The organism is Cupriavidus sp. 05L310 (assembly GCF_056398185.1).
On sequence record NZ_JBFTOX010000098.1, the window covers coordinates 1 to 21,580 of the forward strand.

Genomic DNA, 21,580 nt, shown 5'->3' on the forward strand with positions numbered 1-21,580 from the left:
GTTCCTCCTTGACCACCGTCTTCATGCGCATGCGGCTGGAGTGGAAGGTGAACCGCTCGGGCCGCACCTGCTGGCGCGCCAGCAGCATCGCGGGGATTTCGGTTTCCATGGTGGTGTTCGAGCTCGGCACGATCTGGCCGATACGGAAAATTTTCTGCACTGTCGACTCCGTCATCTATGTGTTCTGTCCACCCGCCCTGGCGCCCGTCTTCGCGGCAGCGCCCTGCACGGCCGGCCCGGAGCCTTCAATGGTCTCCGTAGCCTGCGAACGATTGTAGTGTACACACGCTATTTGCACAACAAAACCATGACTGGAGGAATAGGCACTATTTCAGTGCCCGCTTAATGAACCAACCCCCTTAATGGTGCGTATTTTCACGCCTGATGGGCATTGAATCGGCTCAGTCACTTTGATATCAGGGTTTTCCATAGGGGTGGTATGTCATTTCTTTACAAGCAAATTTCTCGTGTGTACACTCGATTCATAGATTGGCCAGACGGCCTGTTCAGACCCACATCACACCGCCAGGAGAAACATCGTGCAAGGCAAACCACGCATCGCAGTGATCGGCGCCGGACTGGGAGGGACGGTCGCGGCCGCCCTGCTGCAGCGCGCCGGACATCAAGTCAGGCTGTATGAGCAGGCGCCGGCGTTTTCGCGCCTGGGCGCCGGCATCCACGTCGGGCCCAATGTCATGAAGGTCATGCGCAGGATCGGCCTGGAGGATGCGCTCAACAACATGGGCTGCCACCCGGACTTCTGGTACAGCCGCGACTGGCAAAGCGGCGAAGTGATCGCGCAGATCCCGCTTGGCGACTATGCCGTGTCGCACTATGGCGCGAGCTACCTGACCGTGCACCGTGGCGACTTCCATGCCCTGCTGACCGAAGCGGTGGCGCCCGGCACGCTGCTGTTCGACAAGAAGCTGGCCAGCGTGGAAGACCTGGGCCATGTGGTGCGCCTGCGCTTTGCCGACGGCACCGTCGATGAAGCCGATATCGTGATCGGCGCGGACGGCGTGAACTCCCGCATCCGCGAAACCCTGCTGGGCGCCGAGCCGCCCAAGTACACGGGCTACGTGGCGCACCGCGCCGTGTTCCCGATCTCGCGCGTGAAAGGCTTCACCCACGAACGTTGCACCAAGTGGTGGTCCGACGACCGCCACATGATGGTCTACTTCGACACCAGCAAGCTCGACGAAATCTATTACGTGACCGGTGTGCCCGAGCCCACCTGGGACATGAGCAAGAGCTGGCTGCCCAGCAGCATCGAGGAAATGCGCGCCGCGTTCGACGGCTGGCATGAAGGCGTGCAATCGCTGATCGAAGGCACCGTGGAAGTGACCAAGTGGCCGCTGCTGGAACGCGATCCGCTGCCGGTGTGGAGCCGCGGCCGCCTGGTGCTGCTCGGCGATGCCTGCCACCCGATGAAGCCGCACATGGCACAGGGCGCGGCGATGGCCATCGAGGACGCCGCCATGCTGGCGCGCTGCCTGGACCAGACCGGCGTATCGGACTTCGGCGCCGCCTTCGCGCTGTACGAGGCCAACCGTGCCGAGCGCGCCAGCAAGGTGCAACTGGTTTCGCACAACAACACGTGGCTACGCACCAACGAGAACCCGGACTGGTGCTTCGGTTACGATGTGTTCAGCGTGCCACTGGTGGAAGCCGGGCGCGTGGCCGTCGCAGCCTGAGCCACGTCCCGGCAAGACCGCCGGGCGCCCCCAAACGGGCGCCCGGCCACGCGAGTGATGTTCTAAAACGCCCCCAGCCCCACGATGAACACGCCCCGCCCCCTGTGCCTCCGGGTCAACCGGACCACATACCAGCTCGATGCCGAGGTCGATCCCGGCACGCCGCTGCTCTATATCCTGCGCAACGACCTGGCCTGCAACGGTCCTAAATACGGCTGCGGGCTGGGGCAGTGCGGTGCCTGCACGGTGCTGGTGGATGGCGTGGCGGCGCGTTCCTGCGTGATCCCCGTGAAAGCGGTGGCGCAGCGCGCCATCACTACGCTCGACGGGCTGGGCGCGCCGGGCGAGCCCGACCCGGTGCAGCAGGCCTTTATCGACGAACAGGCGGCGCAGTGCGGCTATTGCCTGAACGGCATGATCATGACCGCCAAGGCCCTGCTGGCGGAAAACCCGGACCCCGACGAAGCGCAGATCCGCGAGGCACTGCGCTTCAACCTTTGCCGCTGCGGCACGCATGTGGAGATCCTGCGCGCGGTCCGGCGCGCCGCCGTGCTGCTGCGGCAGGCTGCCGCCCCGGAAGGCACGCCATGAGCGGGCGCGACCAACTCGTGATCGGCCAGGACAGCGTGACGGCATGGCAGCCGCCGCCCGAGCGGCAATGGCTGGCAGGCCACGTGATACGCCCTCCCGTGCTGGAATGGCACGCAGGCAGCCTGCGCAGCGCACGGCTGCTTGAATGCGACGACGCCGCTGCGCGCGCACTACCCGGCGTTGCTTCGGTAGTGCGGCGCGGCGATTTCCTGGGCATTGCCGCCGCCACGGCGCAGCAGGCCGCGCAGGCAGCCGGCGTGCTGCGTGCCCGCTGGCAGGCACCCCCCAAACCCGTGGCCCCAGGCGCGCCGCTCACCCGCCGCCTGCTTGCCGCGCACGGTGACACCACCCAGGCCATGGCGGACGCCACGGGCCGGAGCGCGCAAGACTATCAATGGCCGCTTGCCGGGCTGCAACCTAGAGGTTGCACCGCCGTCGCCGACTGGCGCGATGGCGCGCTGCGCGTGTGGCTGCCCAGCCGCAACCCCGGGGCCTTGCGCATGGAACTGGCGGCCCTGCTAGGCGTCGGCGAAGACCGCATCACGCTGGTCTGCTGGCAGGCCATGGACAGCGACAACAACCGCGCCGGCGAAGATGCGCTGTACGCCCATCATGCGGCTGCCGATGCCGCCTTGCTGGCGCAGGCCGCCGGCGGCACGGTCCGGGTGCGCGTGGAAGCGCATGAGCTGGGCGCCACGCAGGCACAGGTGAATACCCATATCGAGAGCGCGTGGACGGGCGATGGCGAGATCGCCGCTTACGCTGTCAATGCGGCTGTCGATGCGCGCGGCAGCGCGGCCGTGATGGCGGCCCCGCCGCTTGCCCTGTGGCTGACCGGAACGCCGGCGCCGGTCGGCGAGATTGACCTCGATGCATCCGGCGCAAGCGACGAAACCAGGGGCGACGCCATCCTGCCGTCCTACCGCTTCGCCAGCCTGAGCGTGACGCAGGCCGGCGCGCCCGGCCTGCCGCGCGCCGCCGGCACGCCTGGCCAGACGGCAAGGGCCTATGTCTTCGCACATGAATCGCACCTGGACGAGGTAGCGGCGGCCAGCGCACAGGATCCGGTGGCCTTGCGGCTGCGGCACCTCGACGACGCGCGCGGGGCCGGCCTGGTGCGCCGGGTCGCGGCGCAAGCCAACTGGCAGCCGCGCGGGGAACGCACGCAAGCGAACCAGAACGTACGGCGCGGGCGTGGATTTGCCTATGCCAGCACCATCGAAGCCGGCGAAGCCAACGCGGGCCAGCCCGTGCAAAGCTGGTCCGCCTGGGTGGCCGAAGTCGAAGTCGATGCCAGCACCGGCGAGGTCAGCGTGACCGGTGTCACGCTTGGCCATGACAGCGATGCGGGCGAGCAAGGCGCGGGCAACGCCCTGGCCTTGCAGCAGGAAGCCGCGCGGGCGGCGCAGCAACTCATCGCCGGCGGCACCTTCGACAGCTGGCCGGGCACAGCGGCACCGGCATTGGCTGCACGGCACGACGCCGGCCTGCCCGCGCTCGCCACCGTGCCGTTGCCGCAGGTACGCATTGCCGGCGCACTCGGTGCGGCAACCACCACGCTGGGTACCAGCGCGGCGGCCACCCTGCCCGCCGCGCCCGCCGTGGCCAACGCCATCTTCGACGCCACCGGCGTGCGCCTGCGCGAGCCGCCGTTCAGCGGCGAACGTATCCGCCTTGCGCTTGCCGCGCAGGGCAGTGCCGATGGCACCAGCAAGCGAGGCGCCGCGCGCAAGCGCAACTGGCTGCTGGCCGGCGCCACCGCCGCCGTCGGCCTGTTCGCCACCGCGATGCCGTGGCGCGCGCCGATCGCGCCGGTCGCCCCGCCCGAAGCCGGCTTCTATTCCGCCGCCACCATCGAACGCGGCCGGCTGGTGGCCGCCGCGGGCGACTGCGCGGTCTGCCACACCGCACCCAACGGCGTGCGCAATGCCGGCGGGCTGGCGCTGGATACGCCGTTCGGCACCATCTACAGCACCAACATCACGCCCGATGTCGAGACCGGCATCGGCAACTGGTCCTACGCGGCGTTCGAGCGCGCCATGCGCCAGGGCATTCATCGCGATGGCCGGCACCTGTACCCGGCGTTCCCGTACACCGCCTTCGCCAAGGTCAGCGATGGCGACCTGCAGGCGCTCTACGCCTACCTGATGGCCGCCGAGCCGGTGCGCGCCAAGGCGCCCGAGACCGCGCTGGCCTTCCCCTACAACCTGCGTCCGCTGATGGCCGGATGGAACCTGCTGTTCCACCGCGCCAAGCCCTTCGAGGCCAATCCGGCCCGCTCGGCGCAGTGGAACCGCGGCGCCTACCTGGCCGAGGGCCTGGGCCATTGCAGCGCCTGCCATTCGCCGCGCAATGCGCTGGGCGCCGAACGCGGCGGCCGCCTCTACCTGGGCGGCGGCGAAGCCGAAGGCTGGGAGGCGCCCGCGCTGGGCAAGCTCTCGCATGCGCCGGTGCCGTGGACGGAACAATCGCTGTTTGAATACCTGCGCACCGGCTACGCGCCACATCATGGCGCCGCCGCCGGCCCGATGGCGCCGGTGGTGGAAGAACTGGCGCTGCTGCCCGAGGACGATGTGCGCGCCATCGCGCACTATGTGGCGTCGTTCGGCGAGACCGGGCCGGATGCGGCGGCGGCGGCGGCAAGCGCGCAAGCCATGTTGCTCGAGCAGCGCAGCGCCACCGCGGCGCGTACGCTTGGCGGCCCTGCCGCGCGCCTTTACCAGAATGCCTGCGCGGTCTGCCACCAGGGCGACCAGGGCATCAGGCAGTTCGGCATCAAGCCGTCGCTCGCGCTCAATACCAACCTGCACGGCGACAAGCCCGACAACCTGATCCGCGTGCTGCTCGACGGTATTCCCACGCCGGCGGCAAGCGAACTGGGCTATATGCCGGCCTTCGGCGAAAGCCTCGACGACCGCCAACTGACGCAGCTGGTGCATTACCTGCGCGCCCGCTTCGCCCCCGACAAACCCGCATGGGAAAACGTGGACGACACACTCGCGCGGCTGCGCGCAGCCCCATCTCATTAAGCAGGCACTGAACAAAAACAGGCCGGCCTGAGGCCCCCGATCCGTCAATTCCTGCGGTAAGCCACCTTGCCGCCGCCCGCTGCCGCGCGCTTGCCGCGCGGCACGGGAAAACCCCGAGGAGAAAACCGCCATCGCTCCCTTGCGAGCTTGTTTCATGTAGCTTACGCTGAACGCTTCATGTAGAAGGCACTACATGAGTGCCGGATGAAGGAAAGCGGTGCCGCCCCTGCACAAGGACGGCGCGTAACATCCCGGCCAGCCCGCCGGAAACCATAAAAATCGAACATCCATCACTGCACAGGCCCTGGCCCGCTGCTTGCATATGCAACAGCACCCAAGCGGCGACAGCGATGGCAAAGACATCCACACGGTAGACAACGGTAAAACAGTTAAGGAGTAAACATGTCGTATCAGTATCAAGACGGCGCGGCGGGCGTGCTACCCGCGGCAGCGCAGCCAGACATCTATCGCAAGGTGACCTGGCGCCTGATCCCGTTCTTCTGTGCCTGCTACCTCGCCGCCTATCTCGACCGCATCAACGTCGGGCTGGCCAAGCTGCAGATGCTGGACGACCTGCACTTCAGCGAAACGGTCTACGGCCTGGGCGCCGGGCTGTTCTTCGTGGGCTACATCCTGTTCGAGGTGCCGAGCAACCTGGTGCTGCAAAAGGTGGGGGCGCGCATCTGGATCGCCCGCATCATGGTGACGTGGGGCCTGCTGTCCGGCGCCACCATGTTCGTCAACACGCCAACGCAGTTCTACGTGCTGCGCTTCCTGCTGGGCGCCGCCGAGGCCGGCTTCCTGCCCGGCGTGCTGCTGTACCTGACCTACTGGTTCCCCACGCACAAGCGCAGCAAGATCATTGCGCTGTTCATGATGGGCCTGCCCCTGGCCAGCATGATCGGCAGCCCGATCTCCGGCTGGATCATGACCGCCTTCGCCGGCATGCACGGCTGGGCCGGCTGGCAATGGCTGTTCTTCCTGGAAGCCATTCCCTCGGTGCTGCTGGGCGTGATGGTGTTCTTCTACCTGCCCAACGGCATCAAGGACGCCAAGTGGCTGGAGGCCGACGAGAAGCGCACCCTGCAGCGCAACCTGGACACCGACGTGCTGGTGGAGAGCAGCCACTCGCTCAAGGCGGCCTTTACCGACAAGCGCGTGTGGATGCTGGGGCTGATCGACATGTGCCTGCTGATGGGCACGTACTCGATCGGTTTCTGGATGCCGACCATCATCCGCGACTCCGGCGTGGCGAGCCCGCTGCAGATCGGCCTGCTGACCGCGATCCCGCACGCGGTGGCGGTGATTGCGATGCTGCTCAACGGCGCCCACTCCGACAAGACGCGCGAGCGCCGCTGGCATATCGTGATCCCCATCCTGGCGGGCGCCGCAGGCCTGGTGGGCAGCACCTTCGTCACCGGTTCCACCTCCGCCACCGTGCTGATGCTGACGCTGGCCAACGTGGGCATCGTGGCCACCTTCCCGGTGTTCTGGTGCCTGCCGTCGACCTTCCTGAGCGGCACCGCGGCCGCCGCCGGCATTGCGCTGGCCTGCTCGATCGCCAACCTCGGTGGCTTTGCGGCCACTTACCTGCTGGGCTGGCTGAAGGACACCTTCCATAGCCCAAGCGCGGGCCTGATCCTGTTTGCGGGCTGCCTGCTGGCGAGCTGCTTCCTGGTGCTGGCGATGCCGGCCAAGGTGGTCAACCGGTAAAGCCTGTACGGCGAACGCTTCGCCGAGAACGGCGGACGGCACCTGTGGGTGCCGTCCGCCGTTTTTGCATGAATCCGCAGCAAACCCCGCGCAGACATTGAGCCCCACGCCGCTTATCCGTACCATGCTGCCCATGCAAAGCAGGAAATTCGTATGACTCTCAAGACTCTGGACGGCGCGCTGGCCTTGCTGACCTACTTCACCGTGCGCCAGCCCACCTGGGGCGTGCGCGAGCTGGCCAAGCACAGCGGGGTCCATCACGCGGTGGTGCATCGGGTGCTCGCCACCTTCGCCGCCAATGGCTTCCTGGTGCAGGACGCGGTCAGCGGCAAGTATTCGCTGGGGCTGCGGCTGTTCGAACTGGGCCAGGTGGTACGCAAGACCTTCTCGCCGGCGGAAGTGGTACAGCCGGTGCTGGAAAAGCTCGCCGAGCAAAGCGGCGAGACGGTGTTCCTGTCGTGGCTCGATGGTCACGAGGGGTTGTGCGTGGGCATGGTCCAGAGCCAGCACCAGTTGCGGTTCTCGATCGAGCTGGGCCAGCGCTTTCCCTTGCACGCCGGTGCGCACGCCAAGGTGATCCTGGCCTTCCAGGACGATGCCTTTCGCGCCCGCGTGCTGGAGAATGCCCGCGACCAGGCGCAGCCCGCGCTGGCCGCGCCCGATCCCGCCGTCATCGAGCCGCAGCTGGCCGAGATCCGCACGCAAGGCTGGGCGCATACGCGCGGCGAGGCCGCCGCCAGCGTGGCTGGGCTGGCCCTGCCGTTATGGTCGCGCGACCACACCGAGGTGGTCGGCTCGCTGGCGATTGCCGGCCCGCAGCAACGCCTGAACGAGGAATCGGTGCCGCGCATGCTGGATGCGCTGCGCGAAGCGAGCCGCCGGCTGGAAGAGGTGGTGGGCTTCGGACGCTGAGCGAGCCTAGTGTAGCCATAGGGCGTGCGCCACCGCATCGCCCTGCGCCCCGCCGCCGAAGACGCGCTGGCCAATGGCGAAGCCCAGCTCGCGGTAGCTCTCCCACGGCGCCTCGTCGAAGAACTGGTCGCTGGTCGGCTCCTGCGGGAACCCGGGATGGCCGGCGCCATACTGCTGCACATCGGCCGGCGCCGAGCCAATCATGCAGGGCTTGAGCAAGACGATGCGCGATACCGGCCGGCGCGTGGCAGCCGGGTCGGCGGCACGAAAGACGTTCAGCAGGATCGCGCATTTCTCGCTCGACGCCTGTCGCGCCGACGGCAGGAAATCCGCCGGCGTGCCGAACGCGTTGCCGAGCACATCGTCACCGGCGGCCGCGGTATCCACCACTATCTCCAGCTCCATGTCGATGCGCGCCAGCCGGATCAGGTTGGCAAGATCGCCAAACTGGTATTGGGGATCCGCCCCGCAATCGCACAGCACGATCAGCGTCACGCCGCGCTCGGGACGCAGCAGCTCATACACGGCCGTGTTCTCGAAATGGCCGCCGTCCGACAGATACTGCCAGCCGCGCCGCGTGCCATGAAAGCGCGCGCTCAGCTCGCAGGCCAGGTAGTACTGGGTGCGGAACAGCGTGATAAAGCCGCCCAGCCAGGGCGACCCGGCACGGTCCGCCTGCACGCAGTCGCGGTCGGCGCCGCCGGCGCGCGGCGCGCTGCCGGCATCCAGCGGATACGACGGCCACCAGGTGCCCAGGCGGAGGTTGGCCAGCCCCAGCAACAGCGACGTGCCCAGCGTGGTGGAACGGCCCAGCCCGGTGGAGATCGCCGCGCCGGAGGTAGCGATCCAGTCGCCGAGCGTGCGCGACTGCGACAGCTCGCTGCCGCCCGCCTTGTGCGTCTCCGGGTAATACAACTGCCCGTCCACGGTGAAGCGCACGAAGGAATCGGCGGGCACGGCGCGCGTGGCCGTGGGCGGCAACATGAAAGGCCCGGGCGCGATGCACAGCGGCTTGCCCTTGCGGTCGCGCTGCACCAGTTGCTCGGCGGGATCCACGGTGAGGTTGAGCGTGACGTTGATCAGGTGCAGCGGCGCCAGCATGGCGGGATCGTAGTAGGTGTTCAGGCTGAGCGCATCGCCGGCCTCGGGCTCGGCCACGCTGAGCCTGGCACGCTGGCTGGCGTGCTGCTGCGCCGGTGCCGCCCCGCTGCCGGGCGCGAAGCGCTGGCCGTTGGAGCCGCCGAGGTAGGCGCGGGTCAGGCGGGCCGAATAAAACTGCTGCAGCGTGGACAGGTTTAGGAAGCCGGCGAAGCGCCCGGAAATCAGCGTGAGCCCGAGCGCCAGCGCGCTCAGCACGGACAGCACCGGCGCGGTGTAGCCCGTGCCGAACACCAGCCAGTCGACCGGCTCGCGCCCATTCCACCTCACCCACAACACCAGCCACGACCACATGACGAAAACCAGCATCGCCACCACGGCGGCGGCGATGCCGGCCAACAGCGACACCGGCAGCCGCGACAGCCACGTCCCCCCCTTGCCATCGCTGCCCTTGCCATCGAGCAGGCCCGCGCCATAGCGGATCAGCCAGACCAGGCCACCCAGCATCCCCGCCGGACCGAGCGCGCCCCAGGGGTGGCCCGTGGCCTGCGTGTAGAGGTAGAAGGTACGCGCCACGGTATCCGCCACGCCCAGCGCCGCGAGCCACAGCGCCACGCCGACGGCACGGCTCAGCACGCGCGTGGCACGCACGCGGTAGGCCTGCACGGTGGCAGGCTGGCTCCGGCACAGGACAAAGCAGCATGCCACGCCCAGCAAGGTCAGCACCGCGATGGCCAGCAGCAGGCAAGACACTACCAGCCCCGGCCCGAGGTTGTGCAGCCAGGCGGCCAGCCCCAGCATGACAACGCCAGCCAGCGCGGCAAGGCGCGTGGCGAGGCTATCGAAGCGCAACGCCGGCCGCCCGTCGCCGGCGCGCGGGTAGACCAGCCAGTAAGCCAGGCCGGGCGGCACCGCGAACAGCAGCAGCGCGGCCAGCGGCAGCCATAGCAACTCGCTCCACCAGATCGCCAGGCCGCCCTCGTTGAACACCTGCCGCGCGTCGTGCAGCAGATCCATCTCATGCCGCCCCAGGTCGAGCCAGGTCCCCACCGCGAGATGGCGGGAAAGGGCCAGCAATGCCAGCAGCAACAGCAGCGCGCTGCCGATCACGTATTGCATGGCAAACCAGTTGCGCACCATCAGCGACGCCGCGTAGAGCGAATCGCCGGCGCCGGTGGGCGTCAGGTAGCGCCCGTTCTCGCGCAACCACGCCACGGCGGCGCGGCCGGGGTCGGCGGCGTAGGACACCGAGGAGCGGATGCGCCCCGGCGGCTCCTGCCGCAGCGTGCGGTAGGCAAGCGCGGCGGCCTCGGGCGGCGTCGTTCCCGGTTTCAGGCGGCCGGGCACGAACAGGCTGCAGAAGAAGGCGCCGAGGTAGCCGCCGCCGCTGACGGTGGAGAGGTAATCGAACTGGCCAAGCAGTGCGGTGGTGGCTGGCGGGGGCGCGGTGAGAGCAGGCGCGGGGCCATCGCCTTCCTGCACGGCGTCCTGCATGACATCCGGCATGGCCGCCGCCGTAGCGGCCTGCCCGCCGTCGCGCTTCACGTCATGCAGTGTCGCGCCGGGCGCGCCGGCCACCGGCGGCGGCGGCGCCTTGGCCAGCGCCTGCATCACGCCCAGGCAGAAGGTGGCGCTGCGAATCCCGCCGCCGGAGAGCGCCACGGCCCAGTTGCCGTCGCCATCGCGGATGCGCCTGGCAATGCCGAGTTGCCGGCGCCGGCGCGCGATGCGGGCCAACTCGTCTCCGGAAGCCTGGTCTTCGACTGGCATGCCGATCCTCCCTTGCAGATCCCCGCCCAAGTATAGGCGGCGCCACGGCGTGGAGAAGGCCGCACGCCATGTGCCCGGGAGCCTGCCCGCCCGGTGTTTACCCTGATTGTTCAGCCTCGCATCGAGGCCTAGCATTTTACACATACAGAGACACTGTCTCTTATATAGAGACACAAAAACCGCAACACCGACTGCTTCCATGCTCAAGACCCTGAACGGTGCCCTCGGCCTGATGACGCACTTCACCGTGCGCCAGCCAAGCTGGGGCGTGCGCGAACTCGCCAAGCACGCCGGGCTGCATCACGCCGTGGTGCATCGCGTGCTCGCCACCTTCGCCGCCAATGGCTTCCTGGTGCAGGACGCCGCCGGACGCTATGGCCTGGGCCTGCGCTGGCTGGAACTGGGCCAGGCAACCCGCAACACCTTCTCGCCCAGCGAAGTGGTGCAACCCGTGCTGGAAGCCCTGGCCGCGCAGAGCGGCGAGACCGTCTTCCTGTCGTGGCGCGATGGCTTCGAGGGGCTGTGCACGGATATCGCCCAGAGCCAGCACCAGTTGCGCTTTTCCATCGAAGTGGGCCAGCGCTTCCCGCTGTTCGCCGGTGCCCATGCCAAGGCCATTCTGGCCTACCAGGACGAGGGTTTCCGCGGCGAGGTGTACCGCGCGGGCGGCTTGAAAGACGAGGCAGTGGACGCACTGGAAGCGCAACTGGCGCGCATCCGCCTGGACGGCTGGGCGCATACCCGCGAGGAAGCCGCCGCCACGGTGGCCGGGCTGGCCGTACCGCTGTGGTCGCGCGACAGGCGCGCGGTGGTCGGCTCGCTCGGCATCGCCGGGCCGCTGCAAAGACTGGACATACAGGCCGTACCCCGCCTGCTGGACGCAATGCGCCGGGCCAAGGGGCCAATCGAGGAGGTTGCCGGTTTCATCCGCTAAATAAAACGTGCGGAGAACACTGGCAGGACAGATGATGAAAGGTAGAACCATGGAAGCCCCGGCAGCAATGAACCCACCCCTGGCGGCAACAGCCGCCACCCGCTCGCGCATCACCGAACCCTTCCTGCTGCTGGTCACGGTAGGGCTGTCGGTGTTCGGCGCGATGATCGGCATGCAGCTGATCGTCTCGCTTGGGATCTCGGCCAATACGTCGATCATCGGCGCGCTGATCGCCATCGTGTTCTCGCGCATCCCGCTGGAAATCACGCGGCGCTTCCGTGTGCTGGAGCGCCAGAACCTGGTGCAGACAGCGATTTCCTCGGCCACCTTCGGCGCGGCCAATTCGCTGATGATCCCGCTTGGCGTGCCCTACGCCATGGGCATGCCGGAGCTGGCCACGCCGATGCTGATTGGCACGGTGATCGCCATGTTCGTCGATGGCGCCATGCTGTATTTCCTGTTCGGCAGCAAGATATTCCCGGCCACGGGCACCTGGCCGGCGGGCATTGCCACGGCGGAGGCGATCTGGGCGGGCGACCGCGGCGGACGCAAGGCGGCCTTCCTGGGCCTGGGCATCGCGGTGGGCGTGGGCGGCGCGTGGTTCGGCATTCCGATGTCGGCCTTTGGTGCGGCCTTTCTCGGCAACCTCGCCGCGCTGACCATGTTCGGCCTGGGGCTGCTGACGCGCGGCTACTCGGTGCCGCTGCTCGGCATCGACATCGCCAAGGCTTATATCCCGCATGGCCTGATGATCGGCGCCGGGCTGGTAGCGCTGTTCCAGGTCGCGCGTGAAATCCACAAGTCGCGCAACGCCCTGGCTGCCGACGAGCGCACCATCGAGGTCCCGGCGTCGCGCGCCAGCCGCATCCTGTCGGGCGGCTTCCTGGTCTACCTGGCTATCGCGCTGCTGATCTCGGTGCTGGCCGGCCATGTTTCCGACATGTCGCTGGGCATGCTGGTGGTGTTCGTGCTGTACGCGGCGTTCGCCGCCTATGTGCACGAGCTGATCGTCGGCATCGCCGCAATGCATTCGGGCTGGTTCCCGGCCTTCGCGGTGGCGCTGATCACGCTGACCATCGGCATCCTGATCGGCTTCCCGCCGACCGCGCTGGCGGTCCTGGTGGGCTTCTCCGCCGCCACCGGCCCAGCCTTCGCCGACATGGGCTACGACCTGAAGACCGGCTACCTGCTGCGTGGCGAAGGCCGCGACATGGAGGCGGAACTCGCCGGGCGCAAGCAGCAGTTCTTCGCCGCCATGATCGGCTTCGCCGTCGCCGCGGTGGTGGTGATCGTGTTCCACGGGACCTTCTTTTCACAGAACATGCTGCCGCCGGTGGACCGCGTCTACGCCGCGTCGATCAAGGCCGGCTCCTCCGCCGAGATCGCACGCAACCTGGTGATCTGGGCCATTCCCGGCGCGCTGCTGCAGTTGCTGGGCGGCTCCAGGCGCCAGCTCGGCATCCTGCTTTCCACCGGCATGCTGATCGCCTCGCCGCTGGCCGGCTGGGCGGTACTCGCCGGCCTGCTGATCCGCTTCGTGCTGCTGCGCCTGCGGGGCGAGCGCGATATCGCGGCGATGAGCGCCTTCGCCGGCGGCGTGATCGCGGGCGATGCGTTGTTCAGCTTCTTCGGCTCCGTGACCAAGCTGCGCAAGTAAGCGCTGCCAACGCAAGAAGCCCCCTTTTTCCTGCACGACCCCGAGACGTTTCATGGATATCCAAGCAATCCGCGCCGACACCCCGTTGACGGCCTCCACCATCTACCTCGATACCGCGGCGGCCTCGCTGCCGCCGGACGCCGTGCTCGACGAGGTGCGCGCCTATCTGCTCGATACCGGCCACGTGGGCATCTACCTGCCGGCCTTCCGCAAGGCCACCTACGCCCGCGTGGAAGCGGTGCGCGCGCAACTGGCCGGCCTGCTCAACGCCGGGGCCGACGAGATCGCCTTTACCAAGAACGCCACCGAGAGCATCTCCATCGTGGCGCGCGGCATCGCGTGGCAAGCGGGCGACGAAGTGCTGGTGGCCGACACGGAAATGCTCAGTAACCTGCTGCCGTGGAAGCGCCTGGAGCAGACCCACGGCATCGTGGTGAAGATGGTGGCAGCCGATGCACAGGGGCTGCTGTCTCCCGGCAGCTTTGCCGCCGCCGTGACGCCACGCACTCGGCTGCTGACCTTCTCGCACCTGCCCAACTCCACCGGCGCGGTGCAGCCCGCCGCCGCCATCTGCGCAGTGGCGCGCACGCACGGCGTGCTGTCCCTGGTCAACGCCGCGCAAAGCGTGGGCATCCTGCGCTCCGATGTGCAAGCGCTGGATTGCGACTTTCTGGCCAGTTGCGGGCGCAAGGCGCTGCGCGCCACCGAGGGCTCGGGATTCCTCTATGTACGCCGCGCGCTGATCGAGTCGATCGAACCTGCGCTCGTTGGCTGGTGGAACGGCAGCTATGACCGCGCCACCGGCGCGTTGTCGCTGGTGCCGGGCGCACGCCGCTTTGAAGCCGGCTGCCCCATCGTGCCCGCCATCCTCGGCCTCGGCAGCGCCATCGGCTATGCGCAACGCATCGGCGTCGACGCCATCGAAGCGCGCGTGCGCAGCCTCACCGCGTACGCCGTGCAGAAGCTCTCCGCCATCCCCGGCTTCGAACTCTATGGCCCGATCAACGCCGCCGACCGCATCGGCATCGTGCCCTTCAACGTGCGCGGCGTGGACCCGGCCCGCATCGTGGCAGCGCTGGAACAGCAGCAATGCATCATCGAAGCGGGCAACTTCATGGCCGATGCCATCCTGGCACGCTACGGCGTCTCCACCATGGCGCGGGTCTCTCTGCACTACTTCAATACGCATGAGGAAATCGACCGCGTGGCCGAGCTGATCGCCGCCGCCGTCGCCTGAGCCTTCCTTCACGACTGAACAACCGGAACCTGACATGAATCAACGCATCCTGCTGATGAGCAGCTCACGCAAGGACAACCTCGGCTACCTGGAACATGCCGACGCGCAGATCCACACCTTGTTGAAGCGCGAGCCACGCAAGGTCCTGTTCGTCCCCTTCGCCGGCGTGACCTTCAGCTTCGACACATATGAAGGCATGGTCAAACCGGTGTTCGAGCGCCTGGGCTACGCGCTCGAATCCATCCATCACAGCGCCGACGCACGCCGCGCGGTGGAACAGGCCCAAGCCATCGCGGTGGGCGGCGGCAATACCTTCGCCCTGCTCAAGCGCATGTACGACGCCGACATCGTCGAGGCGATCCGCGCCAAGGTGCGGGCCGGCACGCCCTACGTCGGCTGGAGCGCCGGCAGCAACGTGGCTTGCCCGACCATCCGCACCACCAACGACATGCCCATCGTGCAGCCGCCCTCGCTGCGCGCGCTGCGCCTGGTGCCATTCCAGGTCAACCCGCACTTCATCAGCGGCAAACCCGCCGGCCACAATGGCGAAAGCCGCGAAGAGCGCCTCGCCGAGTTCCTGCACATCAACGCGCCAGAGCAAGTCTTCGCGCTGCCGGAAGGTTCGGCCCTGTTCTCCGATGGCAGCAACGGCACGGTGCTGGGCGAGCGCCATGCGCTGCACTTCACGGCCGAGGGCCAGGTAGAGACGCTGCGCGAAGGCGAGACCTTCCCGCTGTCGCGCATCACCGGACCGGCCGGCATGGACGGCTGGCAAGACTTCCGGACCTGACCTCCCGCGCCGCGCGGCGCGAAACCCCACACGCAATAGCACCGGACGCAGGGCGACAGACCCCTGCGCGGGCCCCCTTTTACCCTTGGAGGAGAAGAACAACATGACAAGCAAGCACTGGCTGGGTGCGCTCGCCCTGAGCCTGCCCGCCGCCGCGATGGCGCAGGACGGGCTGACGCTGTACGGCGTCATCGACACCGCGCTCACCTACCAGACACACTCGGACCCCAGCGGCAACGCGCAGACCGGGCTGCAACAGGGCGGCGAAGGCTTCCTGTCCGGCAGCCGCTTCGGCTTCAAGGGCAATGAAGACCTGGGTGGCGACCTGTCGGCGGGCTTCGTACTGGAAAACGGCTTTCTCGCCGACACCGGCAAATTCGACCAGCAGGGCCAGCTGTTCGGCCGCCAGGCCTATGTGCGGATCGGCAGCAAGCGCTACGGCGAACTGGCACTGGGCCGGCAATACACCACGGCCAACACCATGCTGTACTACGTTGACCCGCTTGGCGTTGGCGCCGCGCCGTCCAATGCGTGGATGGTCTACCTGACCGGCCAGCGCTACGACAACGCGATCAGCTACACCGGCAACTACGGCCCGGTGTCGGTAATTGCGGAGTACGCGCTGGGCGAGACCGCCGGCAAGGGCTCGGCGATGTCGTCCATCTCGCTCGGCGTGAAGTACGCATCGGGGCCGATCGTGGCCGTCGGCGATTTCCAGCAGACGCGCGACAGCATGAGCCGCGCCGCGCGCATCTACCTGGCGGGGCTGAAAGCCTCGGCGGGCCTCGCCAGCCTGTTCGCCAACTACATCCACAGCGACCGCGACGCCGGCTTCGACTCCTCCAAGGGCGGCACCGACACCGCCACCATCACCAGCATGTCGACCGCCGCCACGGCCACCAACCGCGCGGCCTTCAACTCGGTGTTCGGCGGCAGCCGCCACGATGATTTCTTCACCGTGGGCGCCAACTACGCGGTCACCCCCGCGGTCACCCTGACCGCCAGCGCGATGCACGACCGCACCCGCGCCGACGCCTTCAGCGGCAGCCGCACCACCGCCTACGGCGTGGCGGACTACGCCTTCAGCAAGCGCACCGATGTCTACCTGGCGCTGGCGTACGACTGGGTGCGCGGCGACTGGTCGGGGCTGTTTGGCAACGGCACGACCAACTGGACCGGCGGCAGCGGCAAGACGCTGGATGGACGGAACAACCAGACGACGGTGATGCTGGGGATGCGTCACTTGTTTTAAAGGCGCGGTGCGCGGGCGTCGCGCAGGTTCGGATGCGCACGGCGAAGCATGGCGAGCGCCCGCCCTCTCCCCCGGCTGGGGGTGAAACCACCTTTGCCTCCAAGCCCCTGAAGTTGACCTTGACCTTTAATTTTTGAATTTTGACGTTGAAGTTGAAGTTGAAGTTGGCTTCAACCAAACCCCATCAAGGAGAACCCCATGTCCCTGCAGCAAACCCTGGTCATCCACGAAGCCCTCGATAGCCCCGCCGCCAACGGCACGGTGATACGCGAACTGTTCGACGCCTACACCGCCACTGGCGTGACAGTGGAAGTCGCCACCGTCAACAACGCCCCCCCGGAAAGCACAGAGAACACCACCGACTTCATCACCATCGTCATCCCCGGCAAAAACGGCAAGCGTAACGGCGGCAAAGCACCTACGCTCGGCGTGATCGGCCGCAACGGCGCCATCGGCGCCCGCCCGGAACTGGTCGGCCTGGTATCCGACGCGGACGGACCGATCGGCAGCCTGGCGGTGGCGCTCAAGCTGGCGCAGATGAAGCACAAGGGCGACCACCTCGCCGGCGACGTCATCGTGACCACGCACCTGTCCACCAACGTGTCGATGCAGCCGCACGATCCGGTGCCCTTCATGGGCATGCCGGTGTCGTCCGACACCATGAACGATTACCAGGTGCTGCCGGAGATGGACGCCATCCTGTCGATCGATGCGTCCAAGGGCAACAGCATCATCAAGCAGCGCGGCTTTGCGATCTCGCCGACGGCCATGCAGGGCTATATCCTGCGCGTGAGCCCCGACCTGGTGGCAACGATGGAGTCCACCACCGGCTGCCCGGCGGTCACCTTCCCGATCTCGCAGCAGGACATCACGCCCTACCATAACGGCCTTTATCACTTCAACAGCATCATGCAGCCGCACGTGGCCACCGGCGCGCCGGTCGTTGGCGTAGCCTTGACGGCGCGGTCGGTGGTCTCTGGCAGCGCCACCAGCGCCAACCACGAGATCGACATTGCCGAGGCCGTACGCTTCTGCGTGGAAGTCGCCAAACGCTTCGGCAACGGCAAGTGCCAGTTCTTCAACGCGGTGGAATGGGACAAGATCCGCGCGATCTATCCCGACATGACAGTATTCCAGCGCGCCGGCACCGCGCGCTGAGACCCGGCGGGGCGGCGCTCCCATGTGCGGCAGGCAACACGCGGGCATTTTCAGCGGACGCGCTTCGGTGTATGGTTGCGCACCTGACGCAGTCCCCGCCCTAGCGGCTATTCTTGCAACATGCTCCGCCTGAACGACCCCGAAAGCCACGCGCTGTCCCGCTGCCTGTACGCCCTCGCCGCCTGTGCGGCGCTGGCCGCGCTGCCCGGCTGCGAGCGCAATGAACCGGCGCCGGCCGCCCCCGCGGCGGCAACTGCCTCGGATGCGCAGGCCGCTCGCGCCGACGCCGCCGCCCAGCCGGACGACACGCCCGTCTTCGCCCCCGCGCCGCTGGCCCGCCCGCTGGTGGCCCTGCGCGGCCTGAGCAGCATGGCGGACGTCCAGGCCGCCTGGGGCAAGCCACCCGACATCACGCCCAACCAGGAAGAATGCGGTACGGCGCTCGATGAAGAGCAGCTGATGGACTACCGCTATCCGGATGCGCTGATCGAAGTGGGCCGCAGCGGCGACGCCGTGATCCGCGCACTGCATGGCATTCCGGCCGGGCTGACGCTCAAGCTCGAAGGCCATGACATCACCGCGGCCTCCACGCTCTCGCAGATCAACGCGGCCCTGCGCAAGAACCCGCACTGGAAGATGGCCGAAGCGCCGGGCAAGGTGCGCAGCCCCGCCGACCGCGATGAGGATGACCCGCTCGAACAGCTCGCCTACACCACGCTCTACACGCTGGATGGCGACGGCGACCAGTACCGCCTGTACTTCCTCGGCGAGCGGCTGGTGGGCTACGCCTACTGGGTCGGCTGCTGACCCGTCGGCCAACTGGCCTGGCGGCGGACTAGCGCAAAGCGCCAGGACCGCCCGCGTGTGGCGTGAGCGCCGCCTCGGTGCTATCTTCGGCAGGGTCCGGTGTCACTTCGCCATGCAACCGCTTCCACTCGTCGAAGCCGCCGGCCAGCGCCCAGGTATTGGCGTAACCGGCGGACTTGAGCCGCTCTGCCAGGATTGCGGCCGACACCTCGTTCGGACACGCGCAGTAGATGACGATGTCGGTCGTGCGTGGATGGTCGGAGAGCAAGGCCAGCGGTGCGTTCAGGTCAATGGTCATGGCGCCGGGGATGCGTTCGTCCGCGTCGCTGCGCACATCCAGGACCAGCGGAAAGCGATCGCCGTGGCGACGCGCCTCCAGTTCGCTTACCGACATGCGGGGCACGAGGCGCGTGCGGCGCAGCAGGCGCACGCGGCGCCAGAACTTCCACGCCACGAAGGCCGCGAACCCAGCCACCAGCACCATCACGGCCACCGGGCCATACGTGCTGAACGTGCTCAGGATGACCTCGACGAAATCGGTGAACACCGCGCCCACCAGCAACGCACCGCCGGCCCACACCAGCGCGCCGAGCGCGTCATAAAACAGGAAGACGAGGAAAGGCGTGGACGTCATGCCGGCCATGGCCGTGGACAGCGCGCCGGCGCCAGGCAGCAGCTTGGCGAACACCAGCGAGCGCGGACCCACCCGCAGGTACAGCGACTGAGTCTGGCGGATACAACTGTCGGGAGAGATCGACACGCGGCAAATGGTGCGCAGCATGGGTTGCCCGAGGCGCTTGCCGGCGAAGTACCAGGCCGTGTCGGCAATCAGGCAGGCCAGGATGACCGCCGCCAGCACCGCGCCCAGCGCCGGGCCGCCCTCGCGCATCCCGAGCGCGCCGGCGACGAACAGCATGGGAACGGCCGGCACGGGCAGCCCGGCCTGCTCGGCCAGCACATTGAGAAACACCAGCATGACGCCGTGGCTCTCCAGCAAGGACTGCAACTCACCCACACCGATCTCCCGCGCTTGCGCGCCTGCGCTGTTTCCGGCCCTTCAAGGTATTCGGCGCGAGCGACTCGCTCGCGCCGACGGGCATAGGCAGTAGTGTGCCACCAAGGCGGCGCGGTGCAGTGCGTTGTCTTGCATGCCAACATCAAAAACCCTGAACGAACGGGCGATGCCCCGGGCGCTGGGCTAGCTCGCCAATCGTCAGGCGTGGGCGCCGTCCTGGAACGTATCGAACTTGCGCGCGGGATCCGAGGAAACGCCGGTGCGGTCCATGCCGGCCAGCTTTTCCGCACCGTCCAGGAAGGGATCGACCTTCCGTGCCGGGTCGGAGGAAACGCCAGTCCGGTCCAGGCCGGACAGCTTCCGCGCGCCGTCCGTGAACGGATCGGGCTTGCGCGTCCGGCTGGCGTCGGCGCCGGACGCGGCCGGGTCGAGCCGTGCGCCATCGCTGTACACATTGAAGCGCGAGGCATGGAAAACGTAACCATAGCGGTCCGCCGCCACGGGGCTGTCCTTCGGGCCGGTGGCTTGTGCGGGAGCCGCCATGGCGGCAAATCCGGCAAGAGCGGCCGACGTCATCAACAACTTGAGGCAATGGTTCTTCATGATGGTCTCCTTCTGGCGATCGGCGGATCGCCGCTGGCTTGCGGGGAGGCAGCGCATCGCGCCGCTCCGGCCGCACGTGAATCGCGCGGTTAGACCAGATACGCCGCGCAGCGCGGCGTGGATGCAAAGAAGAACGTAGCGGGCGCGGACGTCAGGCAAGCCGCGCGCCGGCGGCTTCAGCCATGCCGTCCATGCGCCGCATCACGCGGCCGCCAGCCGGTCGCCGCCGGTCATCGAAGGCGATGGCCACTACCTGGTCTATCCGGCGCACCGGCGCAACGACGAAGCGGTGCGCGCCGCGCATGGATCGCCCGGCGGCGAATCCTGCCGCGCCCTGATCTGGCTGGCGGGTGGCAACCGCCTGATGGCGCCATGCGTTCCGGCCTGTTGCCTGTCGCACCCGCGTGCGGGCATCATGGCGCCTACCTAACCCGGAGCCCCGCATGTCTGCCCCACCTGCCTCGCAAGACCAGTTGATCCAACGCTTTGGCTTGCAGCCGCATCCGGAAGGCGGCTACTACCGCGAGACCCACCGCGATGCGGCGCGCGTGGCACGCGAAGGCACAATCGGCGGCCCCGCCACCCATGCCGCTTCCACTGCGATCTACTACCTGCTGTGCGACAACGCTTACTCCGCCTGGCACCGCATCCGCTCCGACGAAGTGTGGCACTTCTACGCGGGCAGCCCGCTCGACGTACACGTGCTGGAGGACGGTGGCGGCCTTACCACGCACCGGCTGGGCAACGCGCTCGCGCAAGACGACGCGGTTTTCCAGGCCGTGGTCAAGGCGGGCTGCTGGTTCGCCGCCGAGCGCAGCGATCCGGCCGGATTCTCGCTGGTAGGCTGCACGGTGGCGCCGGGCTTCGAGTTCAGCGAGTTCGAGCTGGCCGACACCGACAGCCTGCTGGCAACGCACCCACGGCACGCCACGCTGATCGCGCGGCTAGCGCCGGCTGCGCGGCGCTAGGGCGCAGTGGCTTCACTGCCTTGGTTTGCCATTCCGGGATTCCGGATACGAAATACGTGTCAGCGCCACGAAAGGCGAAGCCAGAAGCTTGCGGCACAACGGCATAGCGAGCGCCAAACATTCGATATCCGATGGCCAAAACAACAGCGCAGCCGCCGAACAACGATTCGGTGTAGCCGTGTTTACCGCCCGAGGGGCGGCAAACACCGACCCGCGATGCGAAGCGAGCCGTCAAGGTGTACCAGGCCGTATGGGGCGCCTCGGGATCCGGCGAAAAGAGCGGAAAAGAGGGACCCATGTTTGAGTATCGCCTTAAGGCGATGCGAGTTTGGGTCCCGGCCGCTCTTTTCGT

17 protein-coding genes and 1 pseudogene are annotated in these 21,580 nt (G+C 67.8%); 13 read left to right on the top strand and 5 right to left on the bottom strand.

The genetic code is table 11. The features are described from left to right. A pseudogene (locus AC1DS6_RS40330) lies at window positions 1-175 on the bottom strand (Asp/Glu racemase); the annotation flags it as partial. A gap of 364 nt (window positions 176-539) precedes the next feature. Here AC1DS6_RS40330 and AC1DS6_RS40335 point away from each other — a divergent pair. The 5 genes from AC1DS6_RS40335 (at window position 540) to AC1DS6_RS40355 (ending at window position 7,939) form a co-directional block, all read left to right on the top strand. Then, window positions 540-1,694: an FAD-dependent monooxygenase gene (locus tag AC1DS6_RS40335; protein ID WP_477104595.1), complete on the top strand. Its 1,155-nt coding sequence runs from the start codon at window positions 540-542 to the stop codon at window positions 1,692-1,694. A gap of 84 nt (window positions 1,695-1,778) precedes the next feature. Next, window positions 1,779-2,285, top strand: a complete 507-nt coding sequence (locus tag AC1DS6_RS40340) for a (2Fe-2S)-binding protein (protein ID WP_441635946.1) — start codon at window positions 1,779-1,781, stop codon at window positions 2,283-2,285. After that, window positions 2,282-5,314, top strand: a complete 3,033-nt coding sequence (locus AC1DS6_RS40345) for a c-type cytochrome (protein WP_477104596.1) — start codon at window positions 2,282-2,284, stop codon at window positions 5,312-5,314. Before AC1DS6_RS40340 ends, AC1DS6_RS40345 begins: the two co-directional genes overlap by 4 nt. A 402-nt stretch (window positions 5,315-5,716) precedes the next feature. Beyond that, window positions 5,717-7,027 (top strand): MFS transporter, encoded by a 1,311-nt coding sequence (locus AC1DS6_RS40350; RefSeq protein WP_276285969.1) that lies wholly within the window; start codon window positions 5,717-5,719, stop codon window positions 7,025-7,027. Window positions 7,028-7,180: 153 nt separating this feature from the next. Further along, a complete protein-coding gene (locus AC1DS6_RS40355; protein ID WP_035865453.1) occupies window positions 7,181-7,939 on the top strand; it encodes an IclR family transcriptional regulator in 759 nt (252 codons plus the stop codon). 6 nt (window positions 7,940-7,945) lie between these two features. Here AC1DS6_RS40355 and AC1DS6_RS40360 read toward each other — a convergent pair whose 3' ends face one another. Beyond that, window positions 7,946-10,807: a hypothetical protein gene (locus AC1DS6_RS40360; protein WP_477104597.1), complete on the bottom strand. Its 2,862-nt coding sequence runs from the start codon at window positions 10,805-10,807 to the stop codon at window positions 7,946-7,948. A 199-nt stretch (window positions 10,808-11,006) separates the two neighbouring features. Between AC1DS6_RS40360 and AC1DS6_RS40365 the strand changes: the two genes are divergently transcribed. The 7 genes from AC1DS6_RS40365 to AC1DS6_RS40395 all read left to right on the top strand — a co-directional run bounded on the left by AC1DS6_RS40365 (window position 11,007) and on the right by AC1DS6_RS40395 (window position 18,642). Continuing rightward, complete coding sequence (locus AC1DS6_RS40365) at window positions 11,007-11,741, top strand: IclR family transcriptional regulator (protein WP_477104598.1); 735 nt, start codon at window positions 11,007-11,009, stop codon at window positions 11,739-11,741. A gap of 67 nt (window positions 11,742-11,808) precedes the next feature. After that, complete coding sequence (locus AC1DS6_RS40370; RefSeq protein WP_477104599.1) at window positions 11,809-13,398, top strand: OPT/YSL family transporter; 1,590 nt, start codon at window positions 11,809-11,811, stop codon at window positions 13,396-13,398. Window positions 13,399-13,450: 52 nt separating this feature from the next. Further along, a complete protein-coding gene (locus AC1DS6_RS40375; protein WP_477104600.1) occupies window positions 13,451-14,635 on the top strand; it encodes an aminotransferase class V-fold PLP-dependent enzyme in 1,185 nt (394 codons plus the stop codon). A 34-nt stretch (window positions 14,636-14,669) separates the two neighbouring features. Continuing rightward, on the top strand, window positions 14,670-15,425 hold the full coding sequence (pepE, locus tag AC1DS6_RS40380) for a dipeptidase PepE (protein WP_477104601.1): 756 nt from the start codon (window positions 14,670-14,672) through the stop codon (window positions 15,423-15,425). A 103-nt stretch (window positions 15,426-15,528) separates the two neighbouring features. Next, window positions 15,529-16,677, top strand: coding sequence for a porin (locus tag AC1DS6_RS40385; RefSeq protein ID WP_477104602.1), 1,149 nt, complete (start codon window positions 15,529-15,531; stop codon window positions 16,675-16,677). 198 nt (window positions 16,678-16,875) lie between these two features. Then, complete coding sequence (locus AC1DS6_RS40390; RefSeq protein ID WP_441635963.1) at window positions 16,876-17,835, top strand: DUF1177 domain-containing protein; 960 nt, start codon at window positions 16,876-16,878, stop codon at window positions 17,833-17,835. A 120-nt stretch (window positions 17,836-17,955) separates the two neighbouring features. Then, window positions 17,956-18,642: a hypothetical protein gene (locus tag AC1DS6_RS40395; RefSeq protein WP_477104603.1), complete on the top strand. Its 687-nt coding sequence runs from the start codon at window positions 17,956-17,958 to the stop codon at window positions 18,640-18,642. A gap of 28 nt (window positions 18,643-18,670) precedes the next feature. Here the strand turns inward: AC1DS6_RS40395 and AC1DS6_RS40400 are convergent, their stop codons facing one another. From AC1DS6_RS40400 to AC1DS6_RS40410, 3 genes are all read right to left on the bottom strand, one after another. After that, window positions 18,671-19,657: a rhodanese-like domain-containing protein gene (locus AC1DS6_RS40400; protein ID WP_441637616.1), complete on the bottom strand. Its 987-nt coding sequence runs from the start codon at window positions 19,655-19,657 to the stop codon at window positions 18,671-18,673. Window positions 19,658-19,855: 198 nt separating this feature from the next. Continuing rightward, complete coding sequence (locus AC1DS6_RS40405) at window positions 19,856-20,260, bottom strand: copper resistance protein CopQ (protein ID WP_441637618.1); 405 nt, start codon at window positions 20,258-20,260, stop codon at window positions 19,856-19,858. 151 nt (window positions 20,261-20,411) lie between these two features. Then, on the bottom strand, window positions 20,412-20,564 hold the full coding sequence (locus AC1DS6_RS40410; protein ID WP_441637620.1) for a hypothetical protein: 153 nt from the start codon (window positions 20,562-20,564) through the stop codon (window positions 20,412-20,414). A 139-nt stretch (window positions 20,565-20,703) separates the two neighbouring features. Between AC1DS6_RS40410 and AC1DS6_RS40415 the strand changes: the two genes are divergently transcribed. Beyond that, window positions 20,704-21,228, top strand: a complete 525-nt coding sequence (locus AC1DS6_RS40415; protein WP_441637622.1) for a cupin domain-containing protein — start codon at window positions 20,704-20,706, stop codon at window positions 21,226-21,228. The last annotated feature ends 352 nt before the right edge of the window (window positions 21,229-21,580 follow it).